We start from the raw sequence: 20,397 nt of genomic DNA, 5'->3' as shown, positions 1-20,397 counted from the left end.
TAATCCAATATTTTTATGGAATATAACAATAGATGGGACGAGGGGGGACGCAAATGCTTTTTCACTTCAGTGAAGACGATAGAATCAATATATTTGTACCGAAAGAGAAGCAAAATCGTCCGGATTTTCCTGCGGTAGTTTGGGCACTTGATGAAGAGCACGAGTTTACGTACTATTTCCCTAGGGATTGTCCCCGAATTGTGTGTAGAAAAGATGAGGCGACAACAGACCAACATTTACAACTCTTCTTTAATCATTCAATTGCCAATACCATAATTAAAGTAGAAAGTGACTGGTATTCGAGGATATCAAAGCAAAGCATATTTCGATATCGTTTTGACGATGAGGGTTTTGAGCTTTTTGATAAAACAGCTGGCTACTACATTTCTCGTCAAGTAGTGAAACCCAAATCAGTTGAAAAATATGAGAATTTGTTGGAGAGATTATTCCAAAAAGGAATTGAATTAAGAATCACATCAAATTTATACCCGCTTAAGGAAGCAATATTAGCTTCCGACTTCACTGGATATGGGATACATAGATTTAATAACGCAAAGAGACTTTAAATTAAGCTTACTACGAAACGTTAGTTTAACAAAGACAAGAAGGCAGCCGGTCAATTGATCAGCTGCCTTAATTATGCTAACGGGCAGTTTTATAGAAGCGGGTTATTTTAACGTCGACTAAAGAATGTCTTATCGTCGTTAATTAACGAAACTCGATGGTTCAATGAGAACGCATAAGTGTAGGTGTTTTAAATAAAAGTGCAGGATTTATTCTTGGATGATCAGGTCCTTGCGCGCATCATCGTCAATCTTACAAGCGTGTAAGGTAATTGTCATCTAAATCAATGGTACCAACCTGGCTGCTCCTCTAAAATACTCCCTTGATAGGATTATTTTTAAGGGGGAGTTGGCGTGAGGTTTTTTGAAATGCTGCTATTCTTTTCGAGTGCGTGTTTGTTGGCAATCCAGTTCATTGTCAATCAGCGTATCCGAAGATCAGCTTTGCTCCTGACAAGCGGAGCAGGCTCCATTTTTTTAGTAATCCATTTGCTAGTCGAAGGATACAGGGCTCAGCTATTATTTTTATACGGATTTACGCTCATGATGCTTATTCTATCACTGAAAGACGCTTTCAAAAAACCTGCAGCCGTTAAGACTGCTTCGCGAAAACGTAGGGTGCTGGGCCGCCTTTTTATCGTGTTTGGGTTAATCGCAACGGGATGCTTCCTATATGTGTTTCCCGTATTCAACTTTCCGGAGCCAACTGGCGAGCTGAAGGTAAGTACACAAGTCTTTCATTTCATCGATTCAAGCCGAGAGGAGACATTTGGCACAACCGCGACAGGCAAGAGGGAATTAATGGTTCAGGTATGGTATCCAGCTCAAGCGGGCTCCGGCAAGTATGCTTCCTTTATTCCAGATACCCGGATTTTACGTTATATGGCTGCGAACTATGGCCTTCCCGGGTTTACTTTTCAACACTTGAAGTACGTAGCCAGTCATGCTTATTCGGGGGCCGAAGTCTCTTCAGCACAGACTTCATACCCGCTTATCCTTGCGAATCCCGGCTTCGGCTCTTCTAGGTTCCTCCACACGTCGCAAGCCGAAAATCTCGCGAGTCACGGATATATTGTGGCCGTGATCGACCACACCTTCAATACATTTGCAACTGAGTTTCCAGATGGTCGAATCACGACCAGCACAACCAACGACTTATTTTCGCCCGACCACGATTATCGGACCGAAAGCGGAAACCGCGACAAATCGGGAAAAGTTTTAACAGATGATGTGGCTTTTGCGCTGGACCAGTTCGAGCTTATCCAATCGGGGCAGATTCCAAGTCGATTTAAAGGGAAGATTGATCTTAAGCATATCGGGGTGTTTGGTCATTCCATCGGCGGAGCGACGGCCTATGACGCTTCTTACGATCCGCGAATCACGGCTGGAATAGACTTGGACGGAGGGCTGTACCGACTGCGTGACAGAGAGGGTCTTCAAAAGCCGTTTTTATTCATCCACTCGGAAAGCGAATTTGAACAATTAAAAAAGGTGAGGGATAACCGAGTTTACACGGATGCAGAGCTTGACCGTATGGGCTCAACAAGAGAGTGGATGGATCAGGTAACGGAAGATAAAAAGCTGGAGCTTGAACGGATGCGCGAAACGGTCAGCGAAGGGGGACAAGTCCTCTATATTGAAAATACGGAGCATTTGAATTTTACCGATGTCCAATTCATTTCTCCTTTTTTCAAAATACTGGGCATTACAGGGGAAATAGCACCCGAACGAGCGAGCTCCGTTATTAATGCCTATATGCTGGATTTCTTCGACATGTATCTGAAAAATCAAGGTGGAAACTTAATGAAAGGACCGGATAGCCGCTTTCCCGAGATGAAGTTCGCAACCTCGCTGTTATAAATGATGGAACAAGTAAATTTAGGACCATTTCGATCCCCCGATAAATTTGATTCTGGATTCTAGCCATTTTTTAATCTCTTCGATGGTTCCTTCGTGAAGTTCAAATGTCAGCCCCGGATGTTTCTCCCCAATGATTCGCAATATATTCGTCAAGAAGTGCGCGGAGGCGAAGCCGGCAAAATCGGATCGTTTATTTTTCTGGTCCCTCTCATTGCGATCGTGATCAGCGTTCTCTTTTTGGGAGAAACGATTACGACCAAGATGGGGGTGGGACTTATTCTTACCCAATATGGTCGTATTCGTTCGGAGACAGCCCCAGTATCACGGATTGTCTTTGCTGCTATTACTTGCGATCAGATGTTCTGACCACCCGAGACTTCGATTCTCTGCGCATTAACCCAGCGATTGTCGGATCCAAGCAGGTTGGCGACAACAGGACCAATGTCCTCAGGTACGCCGACTCGACCAAGGGCAGTCATCGAGGCAAACGTGTCATTATAAGCAGGTATGTCGCGTACAGAACCTCCTAGAAAATCGGTTTCGATTGCTCCAGGTGCAATGGTATTAGCGGTAATGCCTCGGTGACCAAGTTCTTTGGCCATATAGATGGTTAGAACCTCGACCGCGCCCTTTGCGGCGGAATAGGCAGAGAAGCCAGGATAAGAAACGCGGGTGAGTCCCGATGAGAAGTTCACGATACGACCATCATCTGCAAGAAGCGGCAGAAGAGCCTGGGTCAAGAAAAATACGCCTTTGACATGCACATTAAACAGGCCGTCGAACTGAGCTTCTGTAGTTTCGGCATAGTCTATCATTTCTCCGTGGCCGGCATTATTCACTAAATGATCGAAAGTGGTACGATCCCAAGTTGACCGCAGGGTCGAACGTACTGTCTCAGCAAAGACCGCAAAGCTGGCAATATTTCCAACATCAAGTTGTAATGCCACTGCTTTACGACCCAAAGATTCGATCTCAGCAACAACAGACTTTGCTTCTTCTGCTTTGCTACGATAGGTCAAGATGACATCACCGCCATGACGGGCAATACTGATGGCAGAATTGCGACCAAGTCCACGGCTACCACCAGTGACGATTGAGATATTATTCATTGTAACTTCATCCTTCCAGGCTCATTTTTAATTACATTGTTATCATAGATTATAAAGTTCACTTTAAGTCAAGACTTTTCCACTGAAGAAAAAGTGTATAATGAAACAGTGAAATAATTGATTTCATCCTATCTTCCTTCTTTTTTTACAGCATAAATTTGGATTATTTGATTATATATGCCAAAAATTTAATTAAAGTTTACTTTAATAGGAGGCGATGAGTTTTATTTATGTTGACTATAAGGAAAGTGACTGAATTGACAGGAATAGCGGCTCCCACACTTCGATATTACGAAAAGGAGGGGCTGCTTCCACATGTGAAGAGAAATGAAAATGGGAAGCGGTTATATGACGAAAATGATTTAAGCTGGATTCACTTCGTTACTGCGCTTAGAGCTACAGGAATGCCGATTGCTCAAATTCAGAAGTATGTCTACTTGTATAAAGAAGGGGATTCGACGATTTCGGAACGAAAAATGATGATGCTCCATCATAAAAAAGAAATTGAGAAAAGCATAAGAGAGCTATATTTTAATTTGGATAAAATAAACTATAAACTTGCTCTATATGATGTAATAGAATCTCAGATTGAACGAACTAACATCAAAATTTGATTATGCCCAAATACAAAGTCGCTAATCTAGCGACTTTGTATTTTTGTATAATCCGAAATATCGGTCAAATTTAATGAACTTCAACGATGTTACAGATACGGAACGATTCCAAATAGCGCGGGAGCCCCGACAACCGTTTCATGGCATCGAGTAGGACGTACGGTTGCGCACATCGTTTTTTTTAAGATAAGGAGAGGACGAGAGGAACATGAATGTGGAAGTGTATACGTTAAATGCTTTTGCGAAAGGGGACCGTGGCGGTAAACCAGCAGGCGTCGTCTTGGAGGATGGCCTTTCGGACCGGTATAAATGCCAAGGAATTTAATGTTCCTCAAGAAATTTAATGTTCCTTCGGTTATGTTGAAAAAGCCGACCATTCAAAGAATCAATGGAGGCAGTCGAGAAATGTTCGAGACACTGAATCGTGCGATTACAGCGAATCAACTGCATCCGGTCATCGATCGTGTGTTTCCCTTTGGGTTTTGGAAAAGTTGCGATTAAGCTATAGTTAGTCAGGCTGTCTTATGCTCGTTTTTTATAGTTATACAACATATGGATTCGGTTTGAATGACAGACTCATTCTTTAAAATAGGGCCTAATCCCTCTTGAATATAGGTTCTCCACTAACTTGAAAAATTCTTCTGACGATAAGTCGTTTTGACGCTGGAGCCAAAGACGAAATAGAGAAAGGGAAGTTGTCAGGTAAAACTCAATGAAGTATGGCGTTAAGGAATGGTTTTGCGGAACGTTTAATTCTAATTGATCCAAAGTGATTTCTTTTTTTAAGCGTTTTAAAAAACGGGTACTTCCATAATCACCCAAAAGGGCATTAAGGATCAGGAGATGTTCTCTTTTATCCAGACAATAGAGCGTATCTTGAACCGTATGCATCGATAGCTCTTTATTCGCCAATTCTTTTTTCATGTCATTTAATAAGTCATTTTCAACAGAGTCTAACAATTCGTAAATGTCAGTAAAGTATTGATAAAAGGTGCTGCGGTTATATCCTGACTTATTCGCAATTTCCTGTACCGAAATCTTCTCAATCGGCTTTTGGCTATATAACTCACAAAAAACTTCTATAAACGCTTGTCTTGTTTTCTCCGTTATTTGGGGCTGCTTTTTCATGATACCCTCCTACTAGCCAATAAAAATATCATCCGACAAATTCTAAAATACTGATGGTTGATCAAGGAATAATAAAGATTTATGATCACATCATACAACATGTTGTCTGATAATCCAAAGGAAATGTTAATAAATAGGGGTGGTTTTCATGTCAGCAAAACAAGACAGAATTTTAATTTTTGGTGCAGGTGTCATCGGGAGCATGTACGCAATGAAGCTTATTGAAGCAGGGTTTGACGTTACGCTGTTTGCACATTCAAAAAGATTTAAATCATTAAGCGAAAATGGCCTGCAGTATACAGAAAAAGGTTCAGTTAAATCTATACAAGTGAAGGTCATTAATTCGCTCGAAAATGACGATGTATACGATTTTATTTTCGTCACCGTTCGTTATGATCGGTCCGAATCAGCGTTGTTAGCGCTAAAAGATAATCAAAGCAAACATATAGTTACGATGACTAGTAATTCAATTGGGTTTTCTTCGTGGCTGGATATTGTAGGGGATCGACTTTTACCCGCTTTTCCCGGCTTCGGCGGACAGATTAAAGATGGAGTATTGCATGCACGATTTCTACCAAAGTTTATAATGGCAACTGTATTTGGAGAGATTAATGGTGTAGTGACAGAACGCATAGAAAACCTCGCAAAATTATTTAAAACAGCAAAGCTTCCGTACGTTATTAAAAAGGATATGCAAGCGTATCTAATCACGCATTCCGTATCAGACATTGCCATGTTGAGCGTTTTGCAGTCTGAAAATAAGATAATTGACAAAAAAAGAATCGGAACCAGAAAGACGGCACGCCAAATAACAGCCACTTTAAAAGCGTATCTATTGGCAATACAAAAAGCTGGCGTTTCAATTGATCCACCCATGCTTAAAATGGTGTTTAAATTTCCAAACTTATTTTTGGATCTTTTCTTTATGACATGGCTACGAACTAAAATGGTTAGGGATATGATGTTGCCGGATTATGCGAATAATGCGAATAATGAGATTGTGCAGCTGAGTCATGATTTAATGAAATTTTTAAATCAAAATGATGTCAAATCGGAAATACATCTTCAGTCATTTTTTTGATGCCCGCATAAACGGAGGTACAAAGCTAAACTTGCTGCAGGCATTAAGCTAACGAACTGTTTATTGGCGGATCGGCATTTCTTGTCATGCGAAAGCATAAAGAAAAAAGAACTACTGAAATCCGCTTAATCGTCATATCGACGGTTTAGCGGATTTTGTGCAAAGATGAATTAAATCAACTTATACATAGCAACTGCACCTCTAAATCGATAGACTCTAGTTGAGGTTGTTGTGATGAAGGACGGCCAGCTCATATGAAGGGGTGTAACGAATGAACGAAATCATAAAGAAGAAGCTGCTGGACAAAAATGAACTGCTGATCAACATGGTGATCGAACGCGCAAGAAGAGATTTTCAAGACGATATCGCAATTATTGGGCTTACTGGTTCGTTTAGCACCGGGGACTTTCACGAAAAGAGCGATCTTGATTTAATTATCATAAATAATACGGAAAGGGGATGGGGAATATCCGATTGCTTCATCTTAGATGACGTTGGCTATGACATCTATTGCACCCCATGGGATACAAGAATACACGCACAATCCATCTTAGAGAGTCCCAACGTGTCGAGCCTAACCGAGCTTAAAATTCTCTATTATGCAAAGTCTGAGGATTTGGAGAAATTGAACGACTTTAGGCAGAAAGCTCTTGATGCGCTTGCGGAGCCGATAGGAGAAGCGTGTCTTAATCGAGCAAAAAAATGGATCGATCTGGCTAAGCAAGCATACAGCGATACGATGCTGGGTGATAATATCGGTTCAGTGAGACATGCATCTGCCTGCGTTCTGTACAATTTGGTCAATGCCTTGGTCAGCATGAATAACACGTGCATCAAACGAGGTGTCAAGCGATATTTAGGAGAAATACGCTCGTATCGCCATGTTCCAGATGATCTCGAATCCTTATACATGTCTGTCATCGAAGCTCATACCATTGAAGATATCCGAATTGCCTCTTTTAATATGTTGAACAGCGTTACGAGGTTACATAGCAAGATGTGTGATAACTTCATTGTTAAACCCGCTCCGACTTTTGATAATCTGAGGGGAACTTACGAAGAATTGTGGTGCAACTACCGCAATAAAATCTTGAACAGTGTTAAAACGAACGATGTCTCCTATGCCTTTCTTTCGGCCTTTGGAGCACAAGGATATCTTGATGAAATGGCTGCGGAGAAAGGAACCAAGAAATTTGATCTTATGCAGTACTTTGATGCAAGTGATTTATCAGTAATGAAAGAGAAGTTCCTTGAAATGATGGATGAATATGTAGACGAATATGGTAAGGTCGGTAGAGAAGTCGAACGTTTTACAACCTTCGAGCAATTATATGACCATTATATCAATCATTGATTTTGTTCGTGTACTATCTTTGATCATGCTTGACACGATCCACCTTTTTATCTAAGGTCCATATAAATATCAGGCGCGTTCCCGTTATTTAAGTACTCGTCCATTTTTTTCGATATTGATGCGGCGTGATTCCCATTTGCGACTTAAACAATTTGCAAAAATAAGAGCTATTCGTTAATCCGATCTCCTCCGCAATAAGCGAGATCGGTTTTTTTGTAGTCGCTAGGAGCTGTATGGATTGATGAATCCTTCGGGCTGCTATGTATTCCGTGATGCTGATCCCTGTCGCTTCTTTAAAGAGATGTGATAAATGGTAGGGAGATAGATGCAGCGACTTCGCCATGTCGTCCAATCGGAAAGGAATCGTATAATTCGTCTCAATCCAGGTTAAGATGTGCTCCACCCGATGATTTTTACGGGCTTGGTAAGTTGAACTCCGTACTATCCGCTTATCCCAGATTGGTTTCAAGGAGCGAAAAAGTGCGACAAGAAACAGCGAAATTTCTTCATGTTTTTCCGTGTCGGACAGCGTCGGGAATCGATCGTTCATGCTCTTGTATGCACCTTCCAGACACGGGTCGTCGACCTCGTATAAACAAGGGAAAGGAAGATTGCCTAGATAAATAAAATTGTAAAATTCATGGAGAACGGGCCACTGTTTAAAATAAGCCTCAAACACCGTCGGTTCAAAAATCGCAATCGAACGTTCGAAGCATTGATGATCGTCGTATTCAAGCTTTAGGTGGTGGAGTTGACAGGGCTGAAATATACAAAGCATGCCCGGCTTAATCTCATAGCTGTTGTTGTTAACGATCATGGTCCCCCTTCCTTGATGAATGAACAACACTTCAAGGCCAAGATGGGAATGGAAAGTCTCTTTATGCTCGTAATTTTCGCTTTTACGTCTATAGGCAAAGTACAAGGGAGAGATACTGTAGTTGCTTGCAACGAATGACAACTTGTTTGCCTCCTTCTACCTCGTCTTCGTACATGCATTGAATATACCATACAATCCGCAATCTAGCGTTATTTTTCCCCCATAGCAAAACACATTTACAAGTTTGCACCGCATATAATTTTTTATATAAAAAATAAAGTTGGGAGGTGAAAAATAACGTATGTTAAAGGTTGCGATTATAGGTACGGGTGCAATTTCGCCCAGTCATATCGAAGCATATCTGCAGTTTAAGGACCGCTGTAAAATTGTTGCCTTATGCGATCTTTACCCAGAGAAGGCTGAAGTAAGGCGGGATCAGTACGGACTGGAGGCTAAAATCGCACACGATTATAAGGAACTGCTTCAAGACGGAATCGATCTCGTGTCCATTTGTATGCCTCCGTACGTTCATGCGCAGGTTGCGGTCGATTTCCTGAACGCAGGAAGCCATGTCATTGTTGAGAAACCTATGGCAGCGTCGCTTAAGGAATGTGATGACATGATCGAAGCGGCACGAATTAACGGCAAGGTGTTGTCCGTGATCGCCCAGAATCGATTCAGAAATCCGATTATGAAGCTGAAACAAGTGCTGGATAGCGGTCTGGCCGGCAAGATTCTGCATGCCCAAGTGGATTCTTTTTGGTGGCGGGGCCATAGTTATTACGACTTATGGTGGCGCGGCACTTGGGAGAAAGAGGGGGGAGGCCCTACGCTGAATCATGCCGTACATCATATCGACGGATTGCTGTGGATGCTTGGTCGCCCTAGCCACGTACAAGCCTACATGGCTAATGTCGCGCATGACAATGCCGAGGTTGAGGATTTATCCATCGCGATGATGAAATATCCGAATGGAGCTTTGGGGCAACTTACCAGCTCGGTCGTCCACCACGGAGAAGAACAGCAATACATCTTCCAAGGACAGTATGCACGGATTTCTGCCCCATGGCGGGTAACGGCTTCCACTTCCTTGCCGAACGGATTCCCTGATCGCGATTTGGAACTAGAAGAAAAAATCCAGAAATACTATAACGAATTGCCGGATTTGCCGTACGAAGGACATACTGGTCAGATCGACAATGTGCTGAGCGCGATCGAGCATGGAACGCCGGTGCTCATCGACGGAGAAGACGGCCGCAGCACACTAGAGTTGATCATGAGCATCTACAAATCCGCAAGCATGGGAGAGAACGTGCAACTCCCGCTACAAAAGAATGATCCCTTCTATACGCAAGAGGGTGCTCAACTAAACGTTCCTTATTTTTACCAAAAGGGCAAGAGCATTGAGAATTTTGAGGATGGGAAGATCACGACAGGAAGCAATTATGGCGAAAAAAAATGATATGGGCGGAGGATTATCATGATCCAGAAAAGCGACGGAATGAACTATGCCCCGAAGGGGAAGCCCAGTCCGGTGGTGAAGCCGGGTGAATTTATCATCGCCGCTGTTGCGCTCGATCCGCTTTTATGGCGGCAGAACTGTGTCTGAAAGCGCAGCAGAAAGCTATGCGGATAACGTAGTGTGTTTACAGGATTTCTTTACTATGTGATGGAATGCACATTTACTCATTTCAATTCAATATACAATTTGACATGCTGTCATACCCGTACATAGCCATGCATATATATCCCCGAGAATGTAGGTATGGGAGGCGGGTCAATGGACGGTAACAAAGCTAACAATCAGGCAAACGATCGAAGCTGGCAAAGAGGCAATGCTCAATCACAATGGAGTGCTATGCAGTCGCCGGAACACCATTCGCAAACGGTGGGGGAACGGGGACCGATTCTGGAACAGGACAGCATGCTGCATGAAACACTTGAAACCTTTGTCCACGAAAAGCTATTAGAGCGTCCGGTCCACGTGAAGGGGTTTGGTGCCATGGGTTATTTTGAAACCCTTCACTCGATGGCCGCTTATACGAAACTGTGCTTCTTGCAGCAGCCGGGACAACGGGTACCCGTTACAGTTCGTTTCTCACTTGCGGTCAGCAACAAAGGGACACCCGATACATCCCGCAACGTGCGTGGATTCTCGACGAAATTTTATACCGAGCATGGCGTATTCGACCTGCTCTGTAATCATATCCCTGTGTTCCTCGTACGAGACCCGATCCGGTTCCCTGAGTCAATTCATGCTTTCCTGCCATCACCAGTTAACAATCTCATCGATCCGAATCGATTCTGGGGTTTCATTGCTACAGCGCCAGAGGCAACCCATTTCGTTGTACGTCTGTACTCGGACGAAGGGACGGTCAAGAGCTTCCGCCATACGCCAGGACACAGTGTTAACACCTATGTTTGGAAAAATGCACAGAACGTCCGCTTCTACGTCAAATATCGCTGGATTCCGTTGGCTGGAGAGCAATATATCGATGCGCAAGAAGCAGCTCGTTTGGCTTGCGAGAACCCGGATTATTCGGGTAAAGATCTGTATGACGCGATTGCCAAAGGCACACCGGTCCAATACGGGCTGTATGTGCAGTTGATGAACCCAGAGGATGAGGCGATGCTGTCGTTCGATCCGCTGGATGACACGAAAGTGTGGGATGTGCATCAATTCCCTCTGCTGCCGGTTGGTCGACTCGTATTGGATACGAACCCTACTGATTATCAGGAGCAGGTCGAGAAGCTGGCATTCTCCCCGTCAAATCTTCTGGATGGTGCCGAGCTGTCCGATGATAAAATGCTGCAAGGTCGCAGCAATATTTATTGGGATTCACAGCGGCATCGCCTTGGATCGGATTTCCGCAAAATTCCGATTAACCATCAAGCAAACTGGTCACCGACTGAACAGGTAACGAGCGGGGCAGGTCGCTATGTAGCCGGTCGGCTCGTTCGATCCGATATTCCGAAGGCCGATAATTTCACGCAAGCGGGACAATTCTACCAATCGCTCACACAAGTTCAGCAGGATCATCTTGTTCAGAACCTCGCTGATGACTTATCGGCGGCTTCTCATGAAATTCAAAGGGTTGTGTTAGGCTATTTATTCCAGGCCGATGCAACATTAGCCGATAGGGTAGCACGTCAGATCGCCGCACCGTAGAAGGGATGATTCACGCAATGACATGAAGGAGAATGAGGTCAACCAATCCATTCGGTTGGCCTTTTTTGGATCATAGCTTTAGGTATTTGTAGCCAAAAAAGAAATCATGTCGAGGGACTAGAACATGGTCCCTTAGAAAGTCGCTAAAATAGCGGCTTTTTTGTTTTATCGGTACAAGAACTTGAGCCGAATACCGATTAGATAAGCATCTAACTATGTATTCCATGCAATACAATAAGCTAACGGGCAGTTTTGCGTGATGGGTGGCCATTATTATCAGACAGATGGGGAATGTTTCCTTTATAATATTTAGGTGACACTCCATTGCACTAACGGGACATGTTAGTGCAATTCCAATTGGTCAGTGAATATTTAACTAGGTTTAAGAAGTTAAAAGGATAAGGGCGAATGATGTGCCAATAGGGTAAAGCCAGAGAAGAGAAGGAAATGGTGGAGGGATTCAAATGATAAACATAATTGAAGAGCTTAAGAAGATGTCCCAAAAAAGAGGGTATGAAAATAAAGACGATTTTCAACAGCTGCTGGAAAGATGTAAGGATATAACGTTGTCAAATGAAGATGCTGAATTTTTAATAGAACTGTATTTTAAGGCTAAAAATTTGTACACTCGCAACACAATATTGAAAGCACTTGTGTTCAGTGAAGATATTGATTTAAAGGAATTCTTCTTAAAAGCGTTTAAAAAAGAGCGCTACCTAGATATGAGATTGACTGCAATTCGAGGCTATGCAAAGTATGAAACTGAGAAAGAAGTAGAGAAACTAATGACTAAATTCATTGAAATTCTGATGAAGCGTCCTGAAAGCACGCCTTATAACTATCAAGAATATGAGCTGCTTCGCTCTGCTTTTGGGCTGCCGTATCTAGTAAATCAATATGGATATGCTTGTTTTGTCCAGGCATATGAGCAGGAAGAAAAACAATATCATGCCATGCCAGATGCTTTCAAAGGACATTTTACTTTAAATGAAAGAGGGGATATTGTCCAGCTTCGCTCATTAGGAGAAAGCAAGAAGACGCTTGATGATTTTTGGAGCAGAGGTAATTGAAGTTTGAAAGGTAGTGACACTAATGATGAAACAACAACTGTTGTTTAAATTCAACAGATTCTCAGCAAATGAAGTTTTGACGGCATGGGAAAACGCGGATAAATCAAAAGCTGTAATACTATTAGAATCCGCCCATTCGGATTGGTCAATAGAAGTAGACGGTTTCCAAAATATCTCTCATCAAATGTTTGAACACTTTATATCTAAAATGGATGTATTTGATAATGGAGTGCAGCTTTATTGTAAAGAAGTCTATGAAAACAGTAATTTTAATATAGAACATTTTATCGTGTCATTGCAGTGGATTTCATTACATGAAAACTCTATTACAATGGGATATTGGGGAGATTATGTAAACGTAGAGCTAAGATCCATCATAGAGTGCGACAATGGCGTCTGGGAGCAGAAAGACATCTATTATCAATAGAAGCAAGATGCTTATATCAACGTGATCTGCTGCCTTCTTGTTCAACAAATGGACAGTGAGGCCCTGGTATATTAACGGGAGGTTTACTGTGAAAATAAAGATTAAACATGCGATCTTTTGGCAGTTAGTATTGTTTGGGTTGTTATCTTAGTCGGGTGTGGCAACGACAATGAGTTAACGATTGATCAAGTGGACGTTATGGCCAAGGTAATGGCGGACGGTGACTTATATGTGGAAGAGCTATTCACTTACACAGTACAAGGAGAGTATGAAAGAATTCCTAGATATATGGACAATTTCGGGGGAGCTAATATTGAATTTTTTGAAGCTTATGTACCACCGAATGACCGAGAGCTCGGTAATCTTGGTTATGTTAATTTGGAGCGTTATCCGGTCTATTTAAGAACTAAATCGGGTTCTTATTACATCGAATTACAAGCTAAAGATGAAACGAGGCAGATCTATTATCGCTATAGGCTTGATCGAGAAGCTGTGAAATATGACGATCGTGGAGAGCTGGATTGGACCGTACTCAAAGATAACAGGTTTGATCATCACAACGTAACCGTTAGGGTATATACGGAACAGCCTGCAAAAGAGAATTTATCTGGATTTGCTTACGATCGCTCAAGAGGCAGCTTGACAGAAGTAAACAATCGTTGGATCAGGTACGAAAACACGCTATTACCTGAAGGGGATAGTGCGAGGCTGAAGTTGTATTTCCCCCCAGAGGTGCTGACGGAGAGGGAAACAGAAGAGACCTCAGCCTCACTCTCGGAACGACTGTTAGCTGAACAGAAGCTTCAGCAAAGATTCGAAAAGCGTGAACATTTACTGAAAGCGGGTCAACATATCAGCCGCTGGCTGACCTATGCAGCCATAACAGGTATCGTATATTATTCCCTTTCACTGCGTAGGATTTCATCCTGGTGGAGGGGGAGGAGGATCAGCTTCGAAGATATCGCAGCGATGGATCCAATCGATATGATTTACCTTTTCCGGAAGGGAAAGCTCCGGCTTGCAGATGGGCTGGCCGGTGTATTTTCGCTGCGCCGTAAAGGTATGGTGAGTCTTTCCTTAGTGCCATCAGCTATGAGATTCCAGGAAGATTCGAGAGCGCCGATGAGGCTTCCCGAGTTTACATTCAAGGGTAATCGTACAGCCCTGAACAAACCAGACCGTTACTTGCTTGGTTGGCTGTCTCACGGTACGACTGTCCTGAACCTGGATAAATTTTCTGGCCCTACGAAAACAGAGCGCAGGAATAAAGCGACTATGGGTAAATACATAAAGCGCATGAGAAGTCTTAATAAGGGACTCAGCCGCTGGCAGGAGCTTGTGGAGACTGAGAATAGCAAAGGGATCATATACAAGGAATACGCGGCGAGAAAAGTCATCATACCGGCTCTAGCTCTCATACATCTGGTTTTGCTCATCTATCTGTACATTGCAGACGTAACACCTTGGGGATGGGTAGGAGTATTGGCCATTGTTTTAGGCGGCGGACTCATATTAGCTATTTTTCGCTGGCGCCTCAAAAGATACATCATCGTCTTTTTGGTCGTTTGCTTTTTCGTGGCAGCTCCAATTTTGTATGATCCCCTGGTAGACGAATACTTGAACTTCGTAATTCTTTCATTTTTACTTGTTGGGTTATTACCCCGAGGAGCATTAGATCAGCGTTCGGCAGCTTACCGAAGCGCTATAAAGCGGTATCGACGAAAGCTGGCTAGAGGCGGACATGATCTAGGAAGGGCTAATAATGACCGCAAAATGGCTGGAAAAGATGAGGGAAGATGCGCTATTACTTGATGTAGGAGAACGTTTTATGAGAAATGTCAGCAAAGAAAACCCGGATTTTCCTTTATCAGAGGCTTCTTCCCTGTTTGATAACGATGTGGATACCGCTATCGATTATGTCTTTAATCATTCTTGGAAGGGAATACCTGGGGGGACAACTTCCGGGAGAACTCCGAGCAGCGATAGTGACAGTGGAGCAGACGGGGGGAGTTCATACGACTACAGTAGTGACAGTGGCAATGATGGAGGTTCGGGAGATGGCGGTGGGGGAGGAGATTGACTAAGTTAGTAAAAATTGTCGGGTGACAAAAACATAGTAACATTAGAAGCCGCTGATTATGCGGCTTTTTATATTTAGGTTATCAAGCAATGACAAGAACATGGTTACATTCCCGATTTGATTTCATCGAGGCAGCAGACGTCTTTTTATTAAGTAAACGGGGGAAGGCGTGTCATATGACATTTTGACACTGTTGTACATAACAAGGAGTGCAGTAGGATACAGAAGAGAGTTCTGGGAACTAGAATATATCTCATCAAACCAAATCACAAAGTATTTAAGGAGAGGATTTTATGAAACAGAAAATGGGTATCGCAATTGCTGCTTCGATGATCACACTGGCTGGTTTTACAGGAAATATTCATGCAGCTTCGAAAGTAGGTGATTCTCTTATAGCTCCCTACAACTCCAATCAGAAAGCCGAGCAGATAAAATGGTTAGAAAAGCATGCCATGCCATTAAAGTCAACGGATCCAACAGCATCTCTTCAGGATTTAAGACCGCTTAAGGATATGATCGGATCAGCTACAATTGTTGGTTTAGGCGAAGCGACGCATGGAGCTCACGAAGTTTTTACCATGAAGCATCGCATTGTTAATTATTTGACAGCTGAAATGGGCTTTAAGGCCTTGGTGTTAGAAGAGGGATGGGACAGAGCATTGAGACTCGATCGCTATGTTCTTACGGGTAAAGGGGACCCAAGCCAATATCTAAGTCCTGTATTTAACACGAAAGAAATCATTGATCTGCTTCAATGGATACGCCAATATAATGCGGATCCAAAGCATAAATCCAAAATACGGATCATCGGCATGGATATACAAACCGTAAACGAGAGTGTTTATAACAATATCCTAGCGTATGTAAAGAAATACGATCCAAAACTAGTCACTCGTTTCGATCAAAAGATGAAAGGCCTTATTCCTGTAACCAAGGATTTAGATACCTTTGGCGGCCTTAAGAAAGAAACGAAAGCACGGTATGTTTCAGATGCGAAACAAATTAGCGCTTTATTAGAGCAAAATAAACATAAACTGAATGGAAAATCCCCAGAGTTCGCATGGATCATACAAAATGCCCGTATTATTGAGCAATTTACGACAATGACAGCCGCATATCCTGATAACCTGGAAGACTTTTATTTGAAACACGATATTGCCATGTATGAGAATGCGAAATGGACTGAAGAACATATAGGAAAAACAATCGTGTGGGGCCATAATGGGCACGTGTCGAAAACAAATATGCTTCCTTTCGTATACCCTAAAATGGCTGGGCAGCACTTAGCAGAACATTATGGTAAACGGTATGTAACCATTGGAACATCTGTTTTCGAGGGACGTTACAATGTTTATAACACCAGCCAACAATTCGGGCCCTATGGAATCTTAAAATTAGATGACCCGAACAATTTTAATTATATGTTTGGACAAGTCAAATACGACCAGTTTTTTGTTGATTTACGTAAGGCAAGCGGAATGACTAAAACTTGGCTAAACGAGCAACATCCCATTTTTGCCGGAGTAACAACGGTAGGTCCAGATATCCCAACGACTGTTGATGTATCATTAGGTAAAACATTTGACATCCTCGTTCACATTCAGAAAGTGAAGCCATCTCAACTGAATCAATAAAATCTTAATTATGTATGCTTAAAAGTCGCTTAGTTGCGGCTTTTTTGTTTTAACGATTTATGTTTCTCAAAAACCGATAGACTTCCAAAATATGGACTGTCATGTTGACAGCGAGAATACGGTGTATGATTTTGTTCTGGGCTGAATTTTAGAGCGATCATTCAATATGAAAGCACATTGAAAGAGAAAATGCATAAAGCTGGCTGATTTGGTATAGTGCTTAATTACTTTTTTCCCTGTAGTATAGTAAGAGAATACTGGCACACAGGGGTCTTCCTGAGTTTTGAACAATTCTACTGTGCAGTTGGTCATAACCGTAGCTTACACTCCGTTCATTTTATGTCATATGACATTATGACACTGGCAGAATTGACATCAAGAGCAGTAGGATACGTTTACTACTTGCAAAGGATGTGAGCTCTTTGATGGCAAGAACCGTCGCCAGTTTTGTTCAAAACGGCTATTTCCTGCTGTTTACTTTCGTCACCGGATTGTTTTACTTCTGCTTTTATTTGGTTGCCATTATTCTGGGTTTGAGTCTTTCGTTTACTGTCGTGGGCGTTCCTCTCCTGGCTAACGTTTTGCGCACGACAACTGCCTTCCTGCAATTCGAACGAGTACAAACCAAGATCTATATGGATATCACCACCGAGCCTTGTGTTAAAGCTGTCACCCCGAAAGTATCCAACTGGCTCCAAGCGAAAAAGGAGTTGCTGAACCGACGCAACTGGATCGCTATTGGCTGGCTGATGTTGAAGTTTCCGGTAGGGATTTTAAGTCTGATCAGTGCGGCCTTACTCTATGTGGCGCCGCCTGTATTGATTGCGGTTCCGTTCCTCTATCCGTTTATCAGCCTTTCCATTATGGGTGCGACGGTAGACACGTTTGCCAAAGCTATGATGGTATCGGTCACAGGGATCGTACTGATGTTGGTGAGCTGCTGGCTTGCAGACCGCTTGGCGCGCTGGATAGGCGGCTACACGCGTCTAATGATCAAGCATGTGAACCGGTAGACGAATGCCCCGCTTCGCCTCGTAGGTCGTCGGAGGATAGTTTACTCTATAGCAGTTTACTTTATAATAGTTACGTAATGTCATACTGAAAGTCTTTAGGGGATGATGGTTTTGTTCGATATGGTCAAGCAATGGTACTGGTACGACTGGCTCATGTTTATAATCCGCCTGATATCCAGCATTTCTCTCGTGTTTACGACAATAAGTCTGCAACAATATTTCACGCTGCCGATTGTGGTCCTTGTCCTATGGCAGCTGATTGCTTTTTCCGTTCCATGGCTTTGCTTGCAGCTCAATTATAAATATTACTTGTTTACCGAAATTGTGATCTCGGGTGGGTTGTGTTTGTATCTGGCTTCATTTTTTCCCCAAGCCTACTTAGCATTCCTGTTGTATGCATTTTTCATTGCTGCCCATAGCGCGCATAGGGCCTATCTCTGGTCAGGACCTGTGTCCATATTGCTCCTGCCCGCCATAATCAAGCAGCTTGCAGAACAGAGTGAATACTGGGTCATGGCCGTTCACATCGGGATGGCATATATCTTCGGATTCTCCTTCCATTTACTCGCGCTCAATCATCGTCAAGGCGAAACGATTCGCGAGCAAAATGCGGTGTTGGAGCAGTACCTGTCCCAAATCGAGCGCATCACGCTTGCCGAAGAACGGAGCCGGCTATCCAAAGAGCTTCATGATACCGTCGGTCATGCCTACACTTCGCTCATTATGGGATTGGAAACGTTGCGTCCTCAGATGGCAACGGATACGGGAACCGAAAGTCTCGATTCCCTATTGAACCTGGCCCGCCAAAATATGGAGGAGGTCAGAGGCTACGTACATCAAATCGAATCGCCGCATGAGACTCTCCCCCTGCTTCAGTCTTTGAGGAAGCTGGCGGAGGAGTTTCAGGAACATGCCAAGGTGCCGGTTACTTTCCATGCCTACGGGGAGGAATACCCTGTAATGAAGCAAGCGAAGACAGCGCTCTACCGCTGCCTGCAAGAGTCGTTGACGAATGCCGTGCGCCATGGACACTCGACAGAGATTAAGGTTTCCGTGCATTTCGAGCCCCAACAGACGAGACTGGAAATTCAAGATAACGGCCGCGGGATGGAGCATGGAAGGGAGGGCTTTGGCCTCAACGCCATGAAAGAGCGGGCGATGATTTTGCAAGGCCATGTGGCCGTCTATACGGAGCGGGGAGAAGGCACTCTCGTTACCTGCACGCTACCCAGACAAACGGAGCATAAGGATGAAGTCATCCGCCTGTTGGTCGTCGATGACCACCCCGTTATTCGTGAAAGCTTGCGGACTTTGCTGGAAGAGCAGCAGGATTTTCAGGTTGTCGGGACGGCAGAGGATGGCGAGCAAGCGATCGAGCTGTGCAGGCAAGTTAAGCCGCAGCTGGTGCTTATGGATGTTGAGATGCCGAATGTGGATGGAATCTCTGCATCCCGTACGATAAAAGAATCGTGGCCCCACATCCGGATTCTGATTCTCACCACGTTCGAGGATACCAAACAGGCTTTGGAGGCGATGCGAAGCGGGGTGGATGGATACCTATTGAAGTCCATGCAGCCGTTAGAGCTGGCTGAAACGATTCGCACCGTCCACCGCGGGGGCACGCTGATCGATCAGGGCATGTCGCACAAATTATTTGCCCAACTGGAAGCGGACAATAGCGTCGATGACCATTCGTCAATCAAAGCGTCCTCGGCCTATGATTTAACGCCGCGGGAACTTGAAATTTTACAGTTCCTGTCCAAAGGGCTGCGATATAAAAGCATTGCTTCCAAATTGTATTTATCCGATGGTACGGTTCGAAACTATGCGTCTTCGGCTTATTTGAAGCTGGGGGTCCGCAACCGGGAGGAAGCGGTGCAAAAAGCCAGGGAGGCTGGGCTTCTGGAATAACCCCAAGTTATGTATCCTGGTGACGGGTGTCGATCATACGTGAGTGATTTACTCCGTATGATCGACACCCGTCATTTCAATTTTTATAGGCCATTTTTATTTATCAGAACTATGGTTTCTGTTCATTACGGATTGGCAATCTGTAGTAATCAAATGCTAGATACAATAAGGCGCTTGCTTCCTGCCGCTTCAGCAGCTGTTTGGAACTGTATGGATGGGGCCGTCTATCCGAATCCATGATGCCTTGGGATACAAGGGTTGTGATGGCTTCAACTGCCAGTCATCCCTTTCGCCACTCAATGTAACCTTGGCTCCAGGCTCAGTTTGTCACAGATTTTGGATCATCACTGCCGCCATCTGTCTGGGTTCAGAAGAATCAGGTTGAATGATGAGATTATATGTCGGGGGACAAGAACTTGAGCCGATAACCGATTAGATAAATATCTAACTGCTTTCCATACAATTTCATTAAGCTAACGGGCAGGTTAGTTCCAATATGTGGTATTATCTATTTATTAACTTAATGACCGCGTTACTTTATTATCAGTACGGATGGGGGCGTGAAAC

General features: G+C 43.5%; 19 protein-coding genes. 16 read left to right on the top strand and 3 right to left on the bottom strand.

Annotation, left to right across the window (positions count from 1 at the left end):
• Positions 1 to 53 precede the first annotated feature (53 nt).
• The 3 genes from RB297_RS04570 (at position 54) to RB297_RS04560 (ending at position 2,789) form a co-directional block, all read left to right on the top strand.
• A complete protein-coding gene (locus tag RB297_RS04570; protein ID WP_375119871.1) occupies positions 54 to 566 on the top strand; it encodes a DUF6886 family protein in 513 nt (170 codons plus the stop codon).
• Between the two features lie 351 nt (positions 567 to 917).
• Positions 918 to 2,423, top strand: coding sequence for an alpha/beta hydrolase family protein (locus RB297_RS04565; protein WP_375119870.1), 1,506 nt, complete (start codon positions 918 to 920; stop codon positions 2,421 to 2,423).
• Positions 2,424 to 2,516: 93 nt separating this feature from the next.
• Positions 2,517 to 2,789, top strand: coding sequence for an EamA family transporter (locus tag RB297_RS04560; RefSeq protein ID WP_375119869.1), 273 nt, complete (start codon positions 2,517 to 2,519; stop codon positions 2,787 to 2,789).
• On the opposite strand, the gene RB297_RS04555 is transcribed toward RB297_RS04560, so the two are convergent.
• Positions 2,777 to 3,532 carry an SDR family NAD(P)-dependent oxidoreductase gene (locus RB297_RS04555; RefSeq protein WP_375119868.1) on the bottom strand — a complete coding sequence of 252 codons (756 nt, stop codon included), beginning with the start codon at positions 3,530 to 3,532 and terminating at the stop codon, positions 2,777 to 2,779. The genes RB297_RS04560 and RB297_RS04555 overlap by 13 nt on opposite strands.
• 230 nt (positions 3,533 to 3,762) lie before the next feature.
• On the opposite strand from RB297_RS04555, the gene RB297_RS04550 reads away from it, so the two are divergent.
• Positions 3,763 to 4,146, top strand: a complete 384-nt coding sequence (locus RB297_RS04550) for a MerR family transcriptional regulator (RefSeq protein ID WP_096773792.1) — start codon at positions 3,763 to 3,765, stop codon at positions 4,144 to 4,146.
• Positions 4,147 to 4,722: 576 nt separating this feature from the next.
• Here the strand turns inward: RB297_RS04550 and RB297_RS04545 are convergent.
• A complete protein-coding gene (locus RB297_RS04545; RefSeq protein WP_375119867.1) occupies positions 4,723 to 5,274 on the bottom strand; it encodes a TetR/AcrR family transcriptional regulator in 552 nt (183 codons plus the stop codon).
• A gap of 148 nt (positions 5,275 to 5,422) precedes the next feature.
• Between RB297_RS04545 and RB297_RS04540 the strand changes: the two genes are divergently transcribed.
• Positions 5,423 to 6,355 (top strand): ketopantoate reductase family protein, encoded by a 933-nt coding sequence (locus RB297_RS04540; RefSeq protein ID WP_375119866.1) that lies wholly within the window; start codon positions 5,423 to 5,425, stop codon positions 6,353 to 6,355.
• A gap of 271 nt (positions 6,356 to 6,626) precedes the next feature.
• Positions 6,627 to 7,709, top strand: a complete 1,083-nt coding sequence (locus RB297_RS04535) for a nucleotidyltransferase domain-containing protein (protein ID WP_375119865.1) — start codon at positions 6,627 to 6,629, stop codon at positions 7,707 to 7,709.
• Between the two features lie 88 nt (positions 7,710 to 7,797).
• Here the strand turns inward: RB297_RS04535 and RB297_RS04530 are convergent, their stop codons facing one another.
• Positions 7,798 to 8,667 carry a helix-turn-helix domain-containing protein gene (locus tag RB297_RS04530; protein WP_375119864.1) on the bottom strand — a complete coding sequence of 290 codons (870 nt, stop codon included), beginning with the start codon at positions 8,665 to 8,667 and terminating at the stop codon, positions 7,798 to 7,800.
• 160 nt (positions 8,668 to 8,827) lie between these two features.
• Between RB297_RS04530 and RB297_RS04525 the strand changes: the two genes are divergently transcribed.
• The 10 genes from RB297_RS04525 (at position 8,828) to RB297_RS04480 (ending at position 19,830) form a co-directional block, all read left to right on the top strand.
• Positions 8,828 to 9,988 (top strand): Gfo/Idh/MocA family protein, encoded by a 1,161-nt coding sequence (locus tag RB297_RS04525; protein WP_096773787.1) that lies wholly within the window; start codon positions 8,828 to 8,830, stop codon positions 9,986 to 9,988.
• 18 nt (positions 9,989 to 10,006) lie between these two features.
• The gene (locus tag RB297_RS04520; RefSeq protein WP_375120601.1) at positions 10,007 to 10,135 is read left to right on the top strand and encodes a hypothetical protein; all 129 of its coding nucleotides are present in this window, start codon (positions 10,007 to 10,009) and stop codon (positions 10,133 to 10,135) included.
• 249 nt (positions 10,136 to 10,384) lie between these two features.
• Complete coding sequence (locus RB297_RS04515; protein WP_375120559.1) at positions 10,385 to 11,695, top strand: catalase; 1,311 nt, start codon at positions 10,385 to 10,387, stop codon at positions 11,693 to 11,695.
• Between the two features lie 464 nt (positions 11,696 to 12,159).
• The gene (locus RB297_RS04510) at positions 12,160 to 12,765 is read left to right on the top strand and encodes a hypothetical protein (protein WP_375119863.1); all 606 of its coding nucleotides are present in this window, start codon (positions 12,160 to 12,162) and stop codon (positions 12,763 to 12,765) included.
• Positions 12,766 to 12,787: 22 nt separating this feature from the next.
• Positions 12,788 to 13,192 carry a hypothetical protein gene (locus RB297_RS04505; protein ID WP_375119862.1) on the top strand — a complete coding sequence of 135 codons (405 nt, stop codon included), beginning with the start codon at positions 12,788 to 12,790 and terminating at the stop codon, positions 13,190 to 13,192.
• Between the two features lie 198 nt (positions 13,193 to 13,390).
• Complete coding sequence (locus tag RB297_RS04500) at positions 13,391 to 15,004, top strand: DUF2207 domain-containing protein (RefSeq protein ID WP_375119861.1); 1,614 nt, start codon at positions 13,391 to 13,393, stop codon at positions 15,002 to 15,004.
• Positions 14,955 to 15,272 (top strand): hypothetical protein, encoded by a 318-nt coding sequence (locus RB297_RS04495; RefSeq protein ID WP_375119860.1) that lies wholly within the window; start codon positions 14,955 to 14,957, stop codon positions 15,270 to 15,272. The genes RB297_RS04500 and RB297_RS04495 overlap by 50 nt, the downstream gene beginning before the upstream one ends.
• 293 nt (positions 15,273 to 15,565) lie before the next feature.
• On the top strand, positions 15,566 to 16,906 hold the full coding sequence (locus tag RB297_RS04490; RefSeq protein WP_375119859.1) for an erythromycin esterase family protein: 1,341 nt from the start codon (positions 15,566 to 15,568) through the stop codon (positions 16,904 to 16,906).
• A gap of 425 nt (positions 16,907 to 17,331) precedes the next feature.
• Positions 17,332 to 17,919 (top strand): sensor domain-containing protein, encoded by a 588-nt coding sequence (locus RB297_RS04485; protein ID WP_096773782.1) that lies wholly within the window; start codon positions 17,332 to 17,334, stop codon positions 17,917 to 17,919.
• A gap of 120 nt (positions 17,920 to 18,039) precedes the next feature.
• Positions 18,040 to 19,830, top strand: coding sequence for a response regulator (locus RB297_RS04480; protein ID WP_375120558.1), 1,791 nt, complete (start codon positions 18,040 to 18,042; stop codon positions 19,828 to 19,830).
• The last annotated feature ends 567 nt before the right edge of the window (positions 19,831 to 20,397 follow it).

This window comes from Paenibacillus sp. CR_12 (genome assembly GCF_041953985.1).
GTDB classification, from domain to species: domain Bacteria; phylum Bacillota; class Bacilli; order Paenibacillales; family Paenibacillaceae; genus Paenibacillus_AQ; species Paenibacillus_AQ lautus_A.
This window is presented reverse-complemented; position numbering and strand designations above follow the sequence as displayed.